General features: G+C 55.1%; 17 protein-coding genes. 11 read left to right on the forward strand and 6 right to left on the reverse strand.

Annotated features, from left to right (window positions below):
* The first annotated feature begins 3 nt into the window (after positions 1-3).
* Genes DDZ13_RS00745 through DDZ13_RS00760 form a run of 4 tightly spaced genes read left to right on the forward strand, consistent with a single transcriptional unit; the run spans position 4 to position 3,840 of the window.
* Complete coding sequence (locus tag DDZ13_RS00745; protein ID WP_110129508.1) at positions 4-678, forward strand: ABC transporter ATP-binding protein; 675 nt, start codon at positions 4-6, stop codon at positions 676-678.
* Positions 675-1,928, forward strand: a complete 1,254-nt coding sequence (locus DDZ13_RS00750) for an ABC transporter permease (RefSeq protein WP_110129509.1) — start codon at positions 675-677, stop codon at positions 1,926-1,928. The genes DDZ13_RS00745 and DDZ13_RS00750 overlap by 4 nt, the downstream gene beginning before the upstream one ends.
* The gene (locus DDZ13_RS00755) at positions 1,921-2,646 is read left to right on the forward strand and encodes an outer membrane lipoprotein-sorting protein (RefSeq protein ID WP_158279718.1); all 726 of its coding nucleotides are present in this window, start codon (positions 1,921-1,923) and stop codon (positions 2,644-2,646) included. The genes DDZ13_RS00750 and DDZ13_RS00755 overlap by 8 nt, the downstream gene beginning before the upstream one ends.
* Positions 2,647-2,658: 12 nt before the next feature.
* Entirely contained in the window at positions 2,659-3,840 is a 1,182-nt protein-coding gene (locus DDZ13_RS00760) for a hypothetical protein (protein ID WP_146209185.1), read from the forward strand.
* 733 nt (positions 3,841-4,573) lie between these two features.
* Here DDZ13_RS00760 and DDZ13_RS00765 read toward each other — a convergent pair.
* The 3 genes from DDZ13_RS00765 to DDZ13_RS00775 form a co-directional block, all read right to left on the reverse strand.
* Positions 4,574-5,782: an outer membrane beta-barrel protein gene (locus DDZ13_RS00765; RefSeq protein WP_110129512.1), complete on the reverse strand. Its 1,209-nt coding sequence runs from the start codon at positions 5,780-5,782 to the stop codon at positions 4,574-4,576.
* A 145-nt stretch (positions 5,783-5,927) separates the two neighbouring features.
* Complete coding sequence (locus tag DDZ13_RS00770) at positions 5,928-7,058, reverse strand: outer membrane beta-barrel protein (protein WP_110129513.1); 1,131 nt, start codon at positions 7,056-7,058, stop codon at positions 5,928-5,930.
* Between the two features lie 52 nt (positions 7,059-7,110).
* On the reverse strand, positions 7,111-7,647 hold the full coding sequence (locus tag DDZ13_RS00775) for a hypothetical protein (RefSeq protein ID WP_146209186.1): 537 nt from the start codon (positions 7,645-7,647) through the stop codon (positions 7,111-7,113).
* A 135-nt stretch (positions 7,648-7,782) separates the two neighbouring features.
* Here DDZ13_RS00775 and DDZ13_RS00780 point away from each other — a divergent pair, with 135 nt between their 5' ends.
* The 6 genes from DDZ13_RS00780 (at position 7,783) to DDZ13_RS00805 (ending at position 13,764) form a co-directional block, all read left to right on the forward strand.
* Positions 7,783-8,169: a DUF423 domain-containing protein gene (locus tag DDZ13_RS00780; RefSeq protein ID WP_110129515.1), complete on the forward strand. Its 387-nt coding sequence runs from the start codon at positions 7,783-7,785 to the stop codon at positions 8,167-8,169.
* Positions 8,170-8,282: 113 nt separating this feature from the next.
* Positions 8,283-9,239, forward strand: coding sequence for a transaldolase (gene tal, locus DDZ13_RS00785; protein WP_110129516.1), 957 nt, complete (start codon positions 8,283-8,285; stop codon positions 9,237-9,239).
* 165 nt (positions 9,240-9,404) lie between these two features.
* On the forward strand, positions 9,405-9,866 hold the full coding sequence (locus tag DDZ13_RS00790; protein WP_110129517.1) for an acyl-CoA thioesterase: 462 nt from the start codon (positions 9,405-9,407) through the stop codon (positions 9,864-9,866).
* Between the two features lie 143 nt (positions 9,867-10,009).
* On the forward strand, positions 10,010-10,801 hold the full coding sequence (gene surE, locus DDZ13_RS00795) for a 5'/3'-nucleotidase SurE (RefSeq protein WP_110129518.1): 792 nt from the start codon (positions 10,010-10,012) through the stop codon (positions 10,799-10,801).
* A gap of 38 nt (positions 10,802-10,839) precedes the next feature.
* Complete coding sequence (locus DDZ13_RS00800; protein ID WP_110129519.1) at positions 10,840-12,444, forward strand: hypothetical protein; 1,605 nt, start codon at positions 10,840-10,842, stop codon at positions 12,442-12,444.
* A 36-nt stretch (positions 12,445-12,480) separates the two neighbouring features.
* On the forward strand, positions 12,481-13,764 hold the full coding sequence (locus tag DDZ13_RS00805; RefSeq protein ID WP_110129520.1) for a serine hydroxymethyltransferase: 1,284 nt from the start codon (positions 12,481-12,483) through the stop codon (positions 13,762-13,764).
* A gap of 157 nt (positions 13,765-13,921) precedes the next feature.
* Here DDZ13_RS00805 and DDZ13_RS00810 read toward each other — a convergent pair whose 3' ends face one another.
* The 3 genes from DDZ13_RS00810 to DDZ13_RS00820 are packed head-to-tail and all read right to left on the reverse strand — an operon-like array spanning position 13,922 to position 15,373.
* Positions 13,922-14,563, reverse strand: coding sequence for an HAD family hydrolase (locus DDZ13_RS00810; RefSeq protein WP_158279719.1), 642 nt, complete (start codon positions 14,561-14,563; stop codon positions 13,922-13,924).
* Positions 14,550-14,957, reverse strand: a complete 408-nt coding sequence (locus tag DDZ13_RS00815; RefSeq protein WP_110129522.1) for a PIN domain-containing protein — start codon at positions 14,955-14,957, stop codon at positions 14,550-14,552. Before DDZ13_RS00815 ends, DDZ13_RS00810 begins: the two co-directional genes overlap by 14 nt.
* Positions 14,957-15,373, reverse strand: a complete 417-nt coding sequence (locus DDZ13_RS00820; RefSeq protein ID WP_233246047.1) for a type II toxin-antitoxin system Phd/YefM family antitoxin — start codon at positions 15,371-15,373, stop codon at positions 14,957-14,959. The genes DDZ13_RS00815 and DDZ13_RS00820 overlap by 1 nt, the downstream gene beginning before the upstream one ends.
* Positions 15,374-15,388: 15 nt before the next feature.
* On the opposite strand from DDZ13_RS00820, the gene recA reads away from it, so the two are divergent.
* Positions 15,389-16,480 carry a recombinase RecA gene (gene recA, locus DDZ13_RS00825; protein WP_110129524.1) on the forward strand — a complete coding sequence of 364 codons (1,092 nt, stop codon included), beginning with the start codon at positions 15,389-15,391 and terminating at the stop codon, positions 16,478-16,480.
* Positions 16,481-16,676 lie beyond the last annotated feature (196 nt).

Below are 16,676 nucleotides of genomic sequence, written 5' to 3' on the forward strand. Positions count from 1 at the left end.
AATATGCCACTGGTTGAGTTGCAAGGTGTTAACAAGCGCTATCAGTTTGGTCGCTTAACGGTAAAGGCACTACAGGATGTCGGTCTGGAGATCGAAAAAGGTGAGTTTGTTGCACTGTCGGGGCCGTCCGGCTCGGGCAAATCGACTCTCTGTCATATTCTAGGCGCACTTGATCGTGCAGATTCGGGACAGGTGCTTCTGAATGGGATCGACATGGCCGCGTTGGATGACGATGCGAAGGCTGACTTTCGCAATCAATCTATCGGTTTCGTTTTTCAACAGTTCAATCTGGTTCCCGTCTTGAGCGCATTGGAAAACGTCCTCCTCCCGCTTCAATTCGGCGCAACGGTGGGCCGTGACAGTCAGCAAAAAGCCTGGAAGCTACTTGAATCAATGGGCTTAGCGGATCACAGCTCACACCGCCCCGACAAACTCTCCGGCGGTCAGCAACAACGGGTCGCTATCGCCCGCGCCCTGGTGACCGACCCGGCAATCGTCATAGCGGATGAGCCAACCGCAAACCTTGATTCGACAAACGCTCAATTGATCGTGGATACACTACGCACCCTTAACCGCGAGTCCGGCACTACCGTCGTTTTTTCTTCTCACGATATGGGTCTCGTTAAACAGGCCGACCGGGCGATCCATCTCGCAGACGGCCGGATTGCCCCGTCATGAATACCTGGCTTCAACTCGGTTTCCGTAACCTTTTGAAAAACCGGCGCCGGTCATTTTTTACGATCTGCGCGGTAGCACTGGGCTTTGCCGCGATTAATTTGATGGCCGGCTTCATGCTTTATGTTTTTCGCGGGCTGGAAGACTCCTACGTCCATGCTTTCGGCAACGGGCACCTCGCTATTTTCCAAGAGGGCTTCCGCCGCGAGGGTGCGCTGAACCCCGGCCAATATCTGATCGAAGATGAAGAGCTTGAAGATATTTTGGCCATCTGCTCACAGGCGCAACCAGTCGCACTCAGCACACCGCAGCTCCACCTCACCGGGCTGCTCAACTACGGGAATAGCAATACCATTATTCTGGCTCAGGGCATTGTGCCGGAAGACGTGCGGCAAATACGATCAGCGGCAGATGGCTTTGTCCGTAAGCTTACTTTCCACGAGGGTGCCCTGCTGTCCGGAACTAAAGGTGCCACCGGAATAAGCGCGGCCCATGGGCTGGCCGAGTTGCTTGGACTCGAGATGGATGCCGATGTCGTGCTAATGGCAAATACCAAGGACGGTTATATGAACGCGCTTGACGCCACCGTCGTGCAGCGACAAGACGCGCCGCTGGAGCTCCTCGACCAACTACTGGTCACGCTTCCGCTTGGGCTGGCCCGTGAGCTCTACGGCACGCAAGGTGCCGACCGTGTCTTATTGCTGCTCAAACCGGAAGCCGATATGGAGGCCGTCCGCGCGCAAATGCTCGCTGCACTAAAGGATGCCGGCCATAATGTAGAGATTGCGACCTGGCAGGAATTACGCCCTTCCTACGGGCGGATTCAGGGCATGTTTTTGGTTCTTTTTAGTTTCATCTTCGTCATCATGGCACTGGTAGTCGGACTTGCTGTCGTTAATACCATTAGTATGTCGGTCATTGAGCGAACTCGGGAGATCGGAACACTTCGAGCCCTCGGCTTGCGCCGGAGCGGAGTCCTCCGCTTGTTTATGGTTGAAAGCCTGCTTCTCTCAAGCGCAGGTGCCTTCGTAGGAGGCGCCTTACACCTCGTTATATGTGCAATCATTCAGATACTCCGGCCTCAGTGGACACCGCCAAACATCCCGAAAGAGGTGCCTTGGGAAATTACGATCGCCCCCCATTATATGCTGACTACAGGCATAATCATTATTGTCGTCGCGATGATCGCGACCATGCTACCGGCTCGTAAAGCAAGCCGCATCAAAATCATCGATGCTCTCGGACATGTTTAAGCACTACATTTATTTGATCCTGGTCGGGTTTTTCTGCTGCCAAATCCATGCAATTGAGCCAAAAGAGATTCTCGCCCGCGCAGATGCCGCCCGTGGCAATTTGGACGGAGTCCGCTGGACAGTTGAGATAACCGATGCCGATGAAGCTACCCGAAAAATTGAGGTCCGGGCACGTGGCTTTGACATGAGAGCCGAGACACTGGCGCCATCGCGCCAGAAGGGCCACACATTGCTCTTGTCCAAAGGAAACATGTGGTTCTATAAACCCGGCTTGAGTAAAGCAGTCCCCGTCTCCACAAGGCAAAAGCTGGCCGGCAAAGCCGCAAACGGCGATATCGCATCAACCAATTACGCGGAGGATTATGAAGTCCTCTCCATGCAGGAAGGCATGCTTGATAGTGAGCCTTGTTATCTTTTTGAACTTCAGGCAGAGAGCCGAAATGTTACCTACGCACGCATCAAATACTGGATCTCGAAGGAACGTCTGGTTGGGCTGCGTGCTGAATACTATAATCCCGACGGGAGCAAGCAGCTCAAACACGCCAATATGTCTTACGCCCACAGTATCTTGAAGCAGGGGGAAGACATCCCCTTCATTTCACGGATTTCAATCAGTGATGCGATCGGCGATACAACGAAGACCATCATGAAATTTTCTCCTCCTGAACTAGGCCCCGTGCCCAACCGCTTGTTTTCGCCACAATCACTGGCGCGCTGAGTTTTGAAATCCATGAAATTTAGAATCATCGCCTGCAGCTTAGCCTGTGTGTATTCACTAAATGCGAGCCAGTCGCTGCTGGAATGGTGGGAAGCCCATGGCGATTACAGCATACGCAACATCAGTTCGGCCTTTGCCCAGCATTACGCGGCAATTCCTCTGAATCAGGACAATCTTTTCGACATTCCGGAATACCGATTGCAAAACGAGTTTCGCCCGGAAGCTCGTATCGAGACGGATCGTTTCTATGCTTACCTCGCGCCGCGCTTCGTGGCATGGCGGGATTACTACAAGGATGGCACACGGGAAGGCGAGGAAGACAGCGATAACGACACTTACCTTCACGAATGGACCCTGCGGTTCTTTCCGACTCCCTGGCTCTCGCTTTCGTATGCCCGCGAGGACCTGCAATGGGGCCCCGCGTTTCTGCTCTCGCCCTCCAACCCCTTTGACAGCAAGAACGGGCGGAGTGAGCCGAAAGACGAAGTCGATGCTGCCGATTTCCTTCAGGCCTCATGGACGATTGACGACCAGTGGAGCCTCACCGCGATCGCCAATATTGATGACGGGCGTAAAGAATATCGCATCCGCCCTGAGTTGCGTCAGGACTTCCGCGATATCTATGCACTCAAACTGGACTACCTTTTCGACCGCGGGCACGCCGCGCTCGTTGCCTCCACCATGGAGGATGCCGAGGCCATCGACGAGCGCCTTGGTTACTACCTGAGCTACAATCTCGATGATGCTTGGATTCTCTACTCCGAGGGTAGTTTTTCCACTGAGGATGAAGAAATGCTCGCCGGAGCCAGCTATACATTCGGCAACGGTTTAATGCTCGCCGCCGAATATTTCTACAATTCCAGCGGGATTGACGATCCGCTGCCGGAGACACTCCCCGATTTGGAACCATTGGCTGATTTTGCACTGAGCCAGAGCAACCGTGAGTCCTTCTTCCGTGAGAATTATCTACTGCTGCAAGCCTACCACAACGATTTGGTCGGCGGCGCCGACGGACTTCTGCGCTACACTCATAATCTCGACGATCAGTCTCGCAGCTTACTCGGGCACATCGAAATGGATCTTTGTGATAACGCTCTCTTTTTTACGTCGGCGACCATCAACAGCAGCGGAGGTGGAGAACTCGACAGCTTCCGTGAATATTGGGTGCAGGCCGGAATCGAGCTCTTCTTTTAATACAGTATTCTGGAAGTATACCGGTAGCGATCCGACACAAGTTGGGGTCGAAGTATGTCGAAATGAGCAATGTAGCCGAGTCAGTATGCCACGGCGTCGCTTTTCAAAGACGGGCCCTCATGCATACATATCGGGATAGAGCCAGAGACTGGCTCTGCTACATCAATTCGATTGAACCATAATTATATCGAAGCGGTATAATACCGTTACACAAGAGGTTCGCCCCTCGTAAGTTTCACCATCGTAATCATGCTCGTAATCGTAATCCTCTGCTCCGCAATAAGTTCCGCTTAAGATGATGAGTTGGGTGTCATTTCGGTCAGCCCTTCTTCGTAATGGTGAAATACAAATTAAAGAAGATCTGTCCTCGTAACGACGTTGCGAGAGCAAGGTCGATAGATCTATGCGATAATCGACGGCACCATCGTGCCCTCGCTACAAGCGAGCCTACCGAGACAGCCCTTTCTGAATTCGGTATTATACCAGCTTCTTACTTTTTCCGGTAAAACCAGATTTTTCGCAACTCGAACACCCCGCTTTGACAAGCGAGGCTACGTGGCCTCGACGGAATTTTTACGGAGATGGCGTAGCATGTAGCGTACCATCGCTCCAGTCGATCGGATGCAGATCAAATCTTTTAACCCGGATACTATGGGGCCAACACCTATTGCCTCCCGACCCACAAAAAACCCCCGGTTTCCCGGGGGTTTGAAAATTTAGCAGTTGTCTCCGTTTAGAAGGAGAAGATCAACTCGACTGCGCCGAGCAGTTCGTCGAAGTCGGCATCGGCCGACAGCGTGTCGATCCCATCCGAAGCAGAACCATCGGCATCGATATCAGAATAGCTAACTTCGGTCACCAGCAGAAGGTTGTCGGTGAACGCGTAGCTGTGCGCGAGTGTGAGCTTCAGCATTTCTGCGTCGGCACTGCCGTTGATCGGTGTAGGGACAGTGGTCGAACCTTCGATGTCGAAATCTGTGTAGGAGAGACGACCGGTCACAGAAGCTTTGTCGCTGTAAGCGAAGTTAGCCATAAGCAGACCACCGAATGACTCTGTCTCGGCACTGGAACCGGGAGCGATTACGATGTCTTCCAACTCGTTCTCTCCGTAGAAGAGTTCGAATGCGAAGAGCCACGCGCCGGTCTCGAAGGTGACATAGGAGTTCAGAATAATAGACTCGGTATCACCAGTGACGGGAGTCCCGCCCACAGCGATGCCATCGCCATCTTCGTAAGCGCCGCCGAGGAAGAAGCTCAAGCCATTGTCCATGTAGTAGGACCCGGCCACTTCCACGCCATAACCGCCGTTGTCGAAGCCATTGGGATCGCCACCTAGACGATCGGAATACAGGTTGATCCCGTCCTGGATAGAGATGCCGAAGAAGGTGTCGTCACCGTCGTAGGTGTATTTCACCCCTTGGCTGTAACGGGCACCGATCGGAAAGGCCGTCGCTGTTAACGGGCCGAGGAATGTGTCGATGGGTCCCGGGATCAAGCCGGTAAGCTCACCTGCTGTGGCCGGAAGGCCGTATGCGGTGGAGTATTGGTACAGGCCAGTCGGCTCGAAAGCCTCAAAGCCGAGCATGGAAGCGTAGCGACCTGCAGTGATCGCGCCGCCGTTATCGAAGTGATAGGTGGCGAATGCTTGCTCCACGGCCGTGGAATCACCCGGAAGATCTTCATACTGAAGATCAATCTGAGCGGTGACCGGATCGAAATCGAAGAGCCAGCTGATCTCGACCTGATCGACTTGATAGCTGTTACCCGATTCGGTTAATTCCGCATCGGTACCGTCTAAAGTCGCATCTACATCACCTTCGTAATGAACATAAGACATATCCACAAAGCCCTCGAAAGACAGCCAATCGTTGATCACGATCTCCGCCGTCGAGGCGCTTGAAGCTGCCAAAAAGGCAGAAGCAAGTGCAATTGAATTTTTCATAGTTTGTTAGTTTGCGTTGTTTGTTGCAGAAACCAGTGGGTTTCATCGGAGGAATATGGTATTACACCGTTAGTTTAGCAAGCACAAAAAAAGCCCCCCGGCCTGACGGCCGGAGGGCTTAAGATAAAATTTAGTCTGGGCTAAATTAGAAGCTGAAGATCAGCTCGACCGCGTATTGGATCGACTCGAAATCTTCGTCAAGCGCAAGCGTGCTGGATTCTGCATCACCGTCAACGTAGGAGATTTCGTTGACGAGGAAGAGGTTGTCCGTGAAGGCATAACCGTGGGCCAGAGTGTACTTGAATGCTTCAAGTTCAACGTCGCCACCGAAGCCGTCTCCGTCGAGTTCGTGATCAACATAGCTGAAACGACCTGTGATCGAAGCTTTTTCACTGTAGGCGAAGTTCGCCATCAGGAGTGCTTGAAGGGCTTCTTCTTCACCCATCGTGCTACCACCAGCAAGATAATTACCGCTGACCAGGCTACCCAGTGCGAATGCATCTGCTTCCGACTCACCGTAGTTGAGCTCAGCAGCAAAGATCCATGCGCCTGTTTCGAAGGTCACGTAAGTGTTCAGCATGTAGCTGTCACCTTCGGCTTCATCGGAGTCTTCATACGCACCACCGAGGAAGTAAGTCAGACCATTGTCGAAGTTGATCGAACCAGCGGCTTCGATGCCGAAGGATGAAGCGTCATCACCACCGAGGCGGTCACCGTCATAATCGAACACTTCATCTTGTAGGGAGAGTCCGAAGAAGGTGTTGTCCGCTTCGTAAGTGTATTTCACACCTTGAGCGTAACCGGGGATGATTTCAACAGTGCCGACACCGTCGGCAACAGGCATTGCGCCACCGAGCATAATGTCGAAGCCAGGAACCTGAAGGTCGTAGGCGAGGGAGTACTGATACAAACCAGTCGGCTCGAAAGCTTCGAAACCAAGCATGGAAGCATAACGACCGGCAGTGATCGCACTACCATTGTCGAGATGGTAGGTGGCGAAAGCTTGCTCAACCACAGTGTCATCACCGGGCAGATCTTCGTACTGAAGGTCGATTTGAGCGGTTACCGGATCGAAGTCGAACAACCAGCTGATTTCGACTTGGTCGATCGCGAAGCTGTTATCCGACTCGTTAGCGTCAGCCAATTCCCCGTCAACATGGGAGTAGGACATGTCTACAAAGCCCTCGAAGCTGAGGAAGTCGTTGATCACGATCTCCGCAGTCGAGAAGCTCGAAGCTGCCAGGAAGGCAGATGCGAGTGCAATTTTGTTTTTCATAGTGTAGTTTTGTTTATTGTTTTGTTTGTTTTTCCGAGCGCTTTAGCGAGGCCTATCGTGATTGAAGGGCCTGCTTCACCGCTTGAAAGTTGGGCTTCTTGACAGCAATTACCTTGCCATCTTTGAAGGAAATTTTGCCGCGCAGGGCTGTGCTGCGGTCGCGAAGGCTGGTTTCGTACCAGAATACCTTGTCCACACGGGGCTTTAAAGAATCGAGACTGCGGGGCGGGTTACCAAGGAGTTCGATCACTTTCTCTTCCGAAATTCCTTTGCGTATGCCGGCCCACTGTTCTTCCTGCGTCCAGCGCAGATTACGCCAGGCACTGTTGGCCATGATATCAAGTGCGAGCGGGTTACCCGTGTAGCTGCCACCGGATTGGTTCGCTCCGGCCGCACTGCTGGCCGCCAGGGTTTTGACTTCCTTGGTTTCCTGTTCCTGCTCGGACAAGCGCGCCTCCAATTCCATCAAGCGCTTTTCCAAGCGCGCAATGCGATCGGCATCCGCATCGGCGAGAGCAGGAGAGGGGAGACATACGAAAAGACCAGACAACGCCATAAGCGCCGCAGCTTTAGTAGATAATTTCGGCATATTAAGTGCTTTTAAAAGTCTTTCGTGCGCCCTAACGCAAGTATAAAATAACTTTCACCGATGCTCTTTCGTTCACTATCCGGAGCAATTGAAACAAACTTGCCGACCGCATGAAACTGAGACATCGCAAAGAGGATGAATCGAACTTACGGCACAATTGGATGCTCCCTAGCATTGGTCGCAGTCGCGCTGGGTGCCTTTGGCGCCCATGCCCTCAAAGATACTTTGGTTGAAGCCGGCATGCTTGAGGTATGGCAAACGGCGGTCGACTACCACATTTGGCACGCGCTGGCGCTGATTGTTGGCGCGATGGTGCCCGGGGCCGGCAAGGCGCAGGCGATTGCAGCATGGCTCTTCTTTATCGGAATCGTCCTTTTCAGCGGTTCGCTTTACTGGCTGGCGCTGGAAGGGCCGAAATGGCTGGGGCCGATTACGCCACTCGGAGGTCTTTCCCTGATGAGCGGCTGGGTGGCTCTCGCGGTGGCAGTATGGCGCGTCAAGCCCACAACTACCGAGCCATAGCGCCTTCCTGCTAATATATTTCCTCCGCCCGCCGGGCATGTAAAGGGCCCTACCCCTTAAAGAATCCGGATTCAGGTTTGTCTTTGAGGTGGATCACTTATCTGATGTTCCACATGTCCAACTCACTCGATACCCTCAAATCACTCACGACTGTCGTTGCTGACACCGGCGACTTTGAAACACTGGCGGATTATGCCCCGCAGGATGCCACGACGAATCCATCGCTCATTCTAAAAGCGCTCCAGAAGGAGGAATACAGCAGCGTGCTGGATGCAGCCGTCGCGGCGGCAGCGGATTCCGGAACCAGCGGAGAGGAGCGGATCGACCAAGTTATCGATCACCTGCTGATCGGCTTCGGCCAAAAAATTCTCGAGATCGTGCCCGGACGCGTTTCCACCGAGGTGGATGCCCGCCTTTCCTTCGATACCGAGGCCACGATTGCCAAGGCACGCGAACTAATCGGGCTCTACGAAGCTGCCGGCACACCACGCGAGCGTATTCTGATTAAGATCGCCTCGACCTGGGAGGGCGTCCAGGCCGCGAAGGTTCTACAGAAAGAAGGCATCAACTGTAACATGACCCTGCTGTTCTCGCTGGCCCAGGCTGTGGCCTGCGCGGAAGCCGGCGCTAAGCTGATTTCCCCTTTTGTCGGGCGTATCCTCGACTGGTTCAAGGCCAACACGGACACCGAATACACCGCCGAGAATGACCCTGGCGTCGCCAGTGTTAAGGAAATCTACACTTACTTCAAAAAGTTCGGCCACGACACCGAGGTCATGGGCGCGAGCTTCCGCAACGTGGGTGAAATTCTGGAACTGGCCGGCTGCGACCTGCTGACCATCAGCCCAGCACTCCTGGAAGAGCTTCAGGGAATGGACGTCGAGGTAACAAGAAAGCTCGATCCGGAAGAGGCCAAGTCCGCCGATATACAACGACTGGATGTCTCTGAGGCTTCTTTCCGCTGGTTGATGAACGAGGACGCCATGGCCACGGAAAAGCTGGCTCAGGGGATCCGCGTCTTCAGTCAGGACCTGGTGAAGGTGCGGGAAATCGTTGCGGAAAAACTTTGAAGGAAAGACGCGACTGGCGTCGCAACGCTACAATACGGCAGATTGCGACAACCCGCAGGAACCGTAGCGAACTCGCGCAGCGAGGTCCCACCATCTATCTTGCATCTTCCAGAAAACCGAGACAGGTGGTTGCCAAGACTCCCAGCTTGGTCATGACTCTACACTATGGCCTACGAACACACCTCCACCCGACGTATTGAATTTTCGGAGACAGATATGGCCGGGCTGGTTCATTTCTCCAACTTCTTTAAATACATGGAGACGGCGGAGCGCGACTTCTTCGAAGCCGCCGGTGTCGATCTGATCCGAACAAAACCGGGCGAGGTGGTGGGCTGGCCCCGTGCCCGGGCCGAGTGTAAATTCTCGGCACCGGTGCGATTCGGAGAGACAATCGACATCCATCTCGCCGTGAAAGCGGTCAAAGACCGCTCGATCGAATTCCAATTTCGTATCCTGCGCCGCAACCCGGACGGCAGCCGGACCCAATGCGGCAAAGGCCATATGACGACAGTGCTGACGGAACTGACCCCCGAGGGCGAACTCCGCTCGGTCGAACTACCGGCGCACGTTCGCGAGCGCATCACCGAAGCACCCGCCGAAGTACTGGCTAAGCCGGAGGGAGTTTAAGCGTTGTTCGTCCCATGTTGCTTGTTGGGAATCGCACAACTTGTCTTGATTAAATACCTTTTTCGTTTCCCCGAAGAATCTGCCGAAAAGAGGAACCCGCCGGAGCCAGCAATGACCCGTCAACGAACAACAGGCAACGTACTATGAAACCTCACGCACTAGTCACCAACGACGATGGAATCGAGTCGGCTTTTTTACACCGGTTGGTGGCGTCGCTTCTGCCTGAATTCCGCATCTCGGTCGCCGCACCGGCATTCGAACAAAGCTGGATCGGTCGGGCGATGAGCCGTCGGGAAGAAATCGAGGTGGTTCACAGCCCTGCCACTTTTGAGGGCACGGAAGAGGCATGGGCCATCAGCGGTACGCCCACCGATTGCGTCAATATCGCGCTCGGACATTTGTTGCCGGAAAAGCCCGATGTCGTGGTCTCCGGTATCAACATAGGCTATAACACAACCGAGGCACTCATGCTCAGCTCCGGCACGATCGCAGGGGCCCTGGAAGGTGCGTTTTGGGGCTTACCGGCGATCGCCTTCAGTCAGTGCGTGCCGAAGGATTTGTTTCCGGAGGTGAGTCGTTCGAAGGGCCGGACTTCCGGTGATTTTTCCCGATCCCTCGACTCGGCCGCGCGCTGGGCCGCCCTCATGAGCCGTGAGGTGCTCGACGCGCCACCTCCTGCAGGGGTCGTGCTGAACATCAATTTCCCCCCCGAAACCGGGGATGACAGCTCGATTCTCGAGACCCGGCCGGCGAAAGTGGAGCTGGGCAGTATGTTTAAAGAAGTCCGGCCCGGCCGATTCCGCTTCCACTTTCACGAGGGCCTGACGGTTGAAAAGGAGTCGGACACAGACCGGGCTGCTTTGGATGCAGGATACATCAGCCGCAGCATTCTGGATTTTTCAAAAATTGGTCGGGGTCATTCGGAGCACGAATAAAACTTGCCTGCCTAGGCCACGAACAATAGGCACCTCACATGATCACCATCACAGGGGGAAAATCCTGCCCGATAGACCTTATAGTAGGTGCGGCCAAGTATCTACTCGCACTGACTCTCGCACTGACCGCGACCACGTCTTCTGCCCAGAGTTCCGAAGACTTGTTTCGGGGCACCTGGCAGGTCCAGGTCCCGGAGAAAGGCGCACTTGTCATCATTCTGAAAAGCCAGGGGCTTGCGTCCTATTTTTGGGGCGATAACACGGACCGCACAGTTTACCAAGGCAACTGGAGCCACACTGATTCCTCGGCAACGGCGACCTGGGAGGACGGCTCCTCTCATGTCATTGAGAGAAGCGGTTCCGGGTTTACCGTCACCCATCAAGGCGCGACAGGAAACGAAATCTACAGTTCCGCCGGCTCTCAATTGCCTCAGGAAATACTGGGCCAGTGGGCCAAGCCGCCTACCCGCGAAGACGACATGCGCTCTGACCGGGACCAGGCCAAAGGTTATTTCGGGATCTGGAAACTCGCTGACACAGAAGATTTTCTCTTTGTCGAACCCGACCGATCCGCCGCGACCAACATTGGTAAAGACGGCGGCCAGCGGGGGGAGTGGGCTAAGCAAGGCAGTGAGCTGCATATTATTTGGGACAGCGGCCAATACGGCATCCTCCGGGAAACCGAGCGCGGCTTTAACTACAAACAAGTCGAATCAGGCATGGTTATCGAAGACGATGAGACCGAAACCATTCCTGCCACCCGCACCATTGAGTCGAACGTCCCGGCAGCCTGGTATGCCGACTACAAAACCGAACGCGAAGCCGACTCGGGAGGGCTCGCCTTCTCCAGTCGCAAGGTTGCCCGTGCATTTTACCGGGGCGACTGGCTGGTCCGCCGCGGAAACGGAAAATACGAGCGCCTGGAATTGGCCCGTTTCGGAGGTCTGACGACCTCGAAAGACCGCTCGCTCGACGGCCAGTGGACCATGACGGGGCAGGATGTCTTCATGCGTTGGGACGATGGTATGCGGAAAGTGCTTTCACCGGTGGGGCACGGCTTCGTGCTCTACGAATACCGCCCCGGACGCCCGCTCGACGGCGTGCCGACACGTATTCTTGCCGCTGCGCCGGAGGATACGGCCAAGCTGGCCGAGCACTTGGAGGGGCGTAAGGATGTCGCCCAACAAATGCGGCAGATGGCGGAAGCCGCCGGGATCGATCCCACCACACAGGAAGATGCCGGCTGGGGCCGCACGTTCGCACGCTGGGCCTGGCCTTTTGGCAATGAAGAGGGCGGTGTGACGACCGAAGAAATGCTGGCCGAGGAATTTGAACCCGAGGCATCCAGCGACCCATGGTGGTGGCCCTTCTGGAGCGAGAAGCCCGAATCCGAGGTTAGCAGCGAGGCGAACGCCGCGGAAGTGACGACCGATACGTCCGCCGAGAACGCCCCTGCATCTGATCATACCGAGGCTCCCGAGACGGAAGAAGCAGAAGCATCTGCGGCTCCGGTTGAGCTCGTCGAAATTGAAGAAGCGGAAAGCGCTCAGGAATCCGTGGACTCCGACCAGGAAACGAACGCGCCTGACGCACCGGCCGAATCAAAAAACTCCAGCGCAAAAGACTGGCTCTGGCCCTTCTAATTTGACCCAAGTAATTTTTCTGCACCAGTATACGAAATGACCACTGCAACCGTTCCAACTGCACTCAACGCCACTCCCCTCGATCAAATCGATCCGGAAGTCTCTGCCGCCATCGCCGCCGAGCGTAAGCGCCAGGAAGATCATATCGAGTTGATCGCTTCGGAAAACTTCACCTACCCCGCCGTGATGGAGGCTCAGGGTAGCGTTCTGACGAACAAGTACGCCGAAGGCTACCCTGGCAAGCGATGGTATGGGGGCTGCGAGCACGTGGATGTCATCGAGCGCCTCGCCATCGAGCGTGCGAAAGAACTTTTCGGGGCGGATCATGCCAACGTGCAGCCCCACTCGGGTTCGCAGGCGAATTTCGCGGTTTACACCTCCGTCCTGAAACCGGGCGATAAAGTGCTGGGCATGAATCTGGCCCACGGCGGTCACCTGACACACGGCAATCCGGTCAACTTCTCCGGTAAGCTTTACGAGTTTGTCCAGTACGGGGTTCGCGAAGACACCGGACTCATTGATTACGACGAACTGGCCGCCGTTGCGGAAAAGGAAAAGCCCAAGATGATTACGGTGGGCGCATCCGCCTACTCACGCATCATCGACTTCGAGCGCATGGGCGAAATCGCGCGCTCGGTGGGGGCCTACCTGTTTGCCGATATCGCTCACATCGCCGGACTGGTTGCCGCAGGCGTGCACCCTTCCCCGGTGCCGCACGCCGATTTCGTGACCACCACCACCCACAAGACTTTGCGCGGCCCACGCGGGGGGCTTATCCTTTGCAAGGCCGAGCACGCCAAAAAGATCGACTCGGCCATGTTCCCGGGCGGACAGGGTGGCCCGCTCATGCATGTCATCGCAGCCAAGGCCGTCTGCTTCGGCGAAGCCCTCCAGCCCGAGTTCAAGGATTACGCCGCACAAATTGTGAAGAATTCACAAGCGCTGGCCGCCGCCATGATAGCGCTCGGCTACAAGCTCATCTCCGGCGGATCCGACAACCACCTCTTCCTTGTCGACCTCCGTGAAAATCTGCCCGATCTCACAGCCAAGTCGGCCCAGGAGACGCTCGATAAGGCCCACATTACCTGCAACAAAAACGCGGTTCCTTTCGAGACGCGGTCACCTTTCAAAGCCTCCGGCATTCGCCTCGGCACCCCGGCCGTGACCAGTCGTGGTTTTGTTGAGGAAGATATGAAAGAGATTGCCGCCTGCATCGATACCGTGCTCAAAGCCATCGATACCGACGGTCTCGATGACGCCATTGAAGAAGTTAAAGGCCGAGTGGCTGCGCTGACCGGGAAGTATCCGCTGCCTTACTAGCGTTAGTGCTCCCTTCGTTGTCCGGGTGATTCAACCCCCGGACCCGAGCGTCCTACAGGCCCGCTCCGACCAAGCACTACGTCTTTCGGAAACACCCGGCAAGACTCGCAGGTACCGCCATTCGACTCAGCTCATGGCCTTGGACGAAGCAACAGCCCTACACCATCGCCACCAACTCCCGTAGTGAATGCGCCACCGGCTTGCCGGTGGCCGCAAGTCGTTCCGGCGTATGGTGGCCGTGAGCGAGCAGGATGCAGTCTGTGCCCATGGCCTCGGCCACCTCGAAGTCGTGCAGGGTATCCCCGATCAGCACAATCTCGGCCGGATCCCAATGCAGCTGCTCGATCCAGTCACGGCCCCGGTCGACTTTACCGTGGGCATAAATATTATCCGTCCCGCAGAGTCCGGTAAAGTGTTCGCGGATCCCAAAGTGCCGGATGCCCGCCTCCAGCGCCTCCTGCTTCGCCGCAGAGAGCACTGAATGCGTCGCCCCCGCAGCAGCCATCCTCGATAGCACATCATGCGCCTCCGGATGCAGCGTGCACTCCTCCAGCCATCGCGCTTCGTAGTCACCGATAAATTCGTGGCTGACTTTCTCAAAACTGTCCACGTCCGTATCAAAACCGAGGTAGTTGTAAAATTGAATGACCGGAAAGCCGAAATTCTGCCGGTAAACCTCACCGCTGATCGGCTCACGGCCGCGCTTCTTCAAAAGACCGTTCAACACCTCCACGCACAGCCAGGTGTCGTCGAGCAGTGTTCCGTTCCAGTCCCAGATGATATGCTTAAATTGATTCATTGTAGGCATCCGGACTCTGAACCGGAATTGGCGAATTGGCAAAGTCCGCTTCGTTACGCGTTAAAATCAGATCCGCTTCGCTGAGTACCGCAGCAGAAACCACCATGGCATCCTCAAAGTCAGCCAGACCGAACTCACAACTCCGAAGCGCGCTGTCGTCGTTAAAGGCGGTCACCTCGCAAGTCGTCAACAAATCCTTAATTGCTTTGTTCGCACGGACTCTGTCGTAAGCCTGTGCTACGATATAGTAGAAGGTGGCCAATGAATGCGGCGCTACCAGTGGCAAATCGCCGGAGGCTCGCACTTTTTCGTAAGCTTCCAATGACGATGCTGCAAAGGGCTGCCTCCCTAAAGCGATGTCCAATAAAACGTTCGTATCAAAAACGAGCCGCATCACGGTGCCTCATGCTTGGCATGCTTCTTCAAAATCGCCTTAGCTCTCGGATCCACGCTCATCTGGGTCAGGTCTGCAACACCAGCCTGCTTGGCCAGTGCCCTAAGACCCTCCATGGCGGCATTTTGGTCAGCCGATGACAAGCTCCGTTGCTGCATGGCCCGGTATTCCGCCTCTGATATCAAAATAGCAGGAGCTCGTCCCCGCCTCTCAATGCGGATCGCCCGCTGCCCTGCACGATCCAAAACGGCACCGAAATGATTTTTGAAATAAGATGCTTTGACCGAATCCATCAATTCTCCTAACTGTCCCAATTGTTCGATTGGGTCAATTGGATTATTAGTGAACAAATTTACATTTACCCTTGCTAAGCCGTAATCCCGCATCAATCTGATTTGCAAATCAGAATTTTTCACCAAAAACATTAAATCATGCCCACGAAAACAGCTGTCCAAAAATCCGAACGTACCCCTGAAGGCGATCGTAAGAATCTCGACCTTGCGATTTCCGGGATCAACAAACAATTCGGCCCCGGAGCCCTTATGCGGCTCGGCGAGGCCACCAAGATGGAGGTCGATGTCATTTCCACCGGTTCGATTGCCATCGACCTGGCCCTCGGCACGGGCGGCCTGCCCCGGGGGCGAATCTGCGAGATCTACGGTCCGGAAAGCTCGGGTAAGACGACTTTCTGTCTCAGCGCCATTGCTCAGGCTCAAAAAGAAGGGGGCAACGCGGTCTTTATCGACGTTGAGCACGCGCTGGATCCCCGTTATGCCAAAGTGGTCGGTGTCGACCTGGACAACCTCATGGTCTCGCAGCCGGAAAGCGGTGAAGACGCCCTCAACATCACCGAGACGCTTATTCGTTCGGGCGCGGTGGATATCATCGTGATCGACTCCGTCGCCGCTCTCGTTTCCAAGAACGAACTCGACGGGCAGATGGGCGATACCACCGTCGGTCTTCAGGCCCGCATGATGAGTCAGGCCATGCGCCGCCTCACCGCCGCCATCAGCAAGACGCAATGCGTGGTGCTCTTTACCAATCAGATCCGTGAAAAGATCGGGGTGATGTTCGGTAGTCCGGAAACCCAACCCGGCGGCCGTGCCCTCAAGTTCTTCTCCTCGGTCCGCATGGACATCCGCCGGATCGGCCAGATCAAAGAAGCCGCCGGCAAAGTGGTGGGCAACCGCACCCGACTGAAGGTCGTGAAGAACAAAGTCGCTCCGCCGTTTACCGATTGTGAATTCGATATCATGTATAACGAGGGCATCTCCTTAAGCGGTTCCCTCGTCGACCTTGGTGTCGAGCACAAGCTCCTCGAAAAGAAGGGTTCATGGATTTCCTACAACGGCGAGATGATCGGCCAGGGCCGCGAAGCCGCGAAGCAGTACATTGCGGAAAACGACGATTTTGCCAAAGAGCTCAAGCAGCTCATCATGGATAAAGTTCACCCGAAAGTCGGCGAATCACTGACCGGAAAAGGCGAAGAAGAGGACAAAAAAGCAGACGACAAGGATAAGTAGTAACGCTTCAAATAAGTAAGTATTTTCATTCACTGTAGCGAACTGGCGCTAGCCAAGTCCAACGCGCATGCTATTTCTCATTGCGAAAGACGGTACTCGCGCACCATCGCTACGGGAGGTTCGAATGAAAAACTTATTTGAAGGATGACTAGTCGCGGTCCCGAGAGCTCTTTGCCGCACACAATCCTTGCAAATC

It is taken from the genome of Coraliomargarita sinensis (assembly GCF_003185655.1).
Taxonomy (GTDB): Bacteria; Verrucomicrobiota; Verrucomicrobiia; order Opitutales; family Coraliomargaritaceae; genus Coraliomargarita_B; species Coraliomargarita_B sinensis.

Coding starts and splice junctions, on each gene's coding strand:
- DDZ13_RS00765 (WP_110129512.1), bottom strand. CDS start 5,782: ATGAAAAATTCAATTGCACTTGCTTCTGCCTTTTTGGCAGCTTCAAGC.
- recA (WP_110129524.1), top strand. CDS start 15,389: ATGCCCACGAAAACAGCTGTCCAAAAATCCGAACGTACCCCTGAAGGC.
- tal (WP_110129516.1), top strand. CDS start 8,283: ATGTCCAACTCACTCGATACCCTCAAATCACTCACGACTGTCGTTGCT.
- DDZ13_RS00790 (WP_110129517.1), top strand. CDS start 9,405: ATGGCCTACGAACACACCTCCACCCGACGTATTGAATTTTCGGAGACA.
- DDZ13_RS00770 (WP_110129513.1), bottom strand. CDS start 7,058: ATGAAAAACAAAATTGCACTCGCATCTGCCTTCCTGGCAGCTTCGAGC.
- DDZ13_RS00755 (WP_158279718.1), top strand. CDS start 1,921: ATGTTTAAGCACTACATTTATTTGATCCTGGTCGGGTTTTTCTGCTGC.
- DDZ13_RS00745 (WP_110129508.1), top strand. CDS start 4: ATGCCACTGGTTGAGTTGCAAGGTGTTAACAAGCGCTATCAGTTTGGT.
- DDZ13_RS00805 (WP_110129520.1), top strand. CDS start 12,481: ATGACCACTGCAACCGTTCCAACTGCACTCAACGCCACTCCCCTCGAT.
- DDZ13_RS00750 (WP_110129509.1), top strand. CDS start 675: ATGAATACCTGGCTTCAACTCGGTTTCCGTAACCTTTTGAAAAACCGG.
- DDZ13_RS00780 (WP_110129515.1), top strand. CDS start 7,783: ATGAATCGAACTTACGGCACAATTGGATGCTCCCTAGCATTGGTCGCA.
- DDZ13_RS00775 (WP_146209186.1), bottom strand. CDS start 7,647: ATGCCGAAATTATCTACTAAAGCTGCGGCGCTTATGGCGTTGTCTGGT.
- DDZ13_RS00810 (WP_158279719.1), bottom strand. CDS start 14,563: ATGAATCAATTTAAGCATATCATCTGGGACTGGAACGGAACACTGCTC.
- surE (WP_110129518.1), top strand. CDS start 10,010: ATGAAACCTCACGCACTAGTCACCAACGACGATGGAATCGAGTCGGCT.
- DDZ13_RS00815 (WP_110129522.1), bottom strand. CDS start 14,957: ATGCGGCTCGTTTTTGATACGAACGTTTTATTGGACATCGCTTTAGGG.
- DDZ13_RS00800 (WP_110129519.1), top strand. CDS start 10,840: ATGATCACCATCACAGGGGGAAAATCCTGCCCGATAGACCTTATAGTA.
- DDZ13_RS00760 (WP_146209185.1), top strand. CDS start 2,659: ATGAAATTTAGAATCATCGCCTGCAGCTTAGCCTGTGTGTATTCACTA.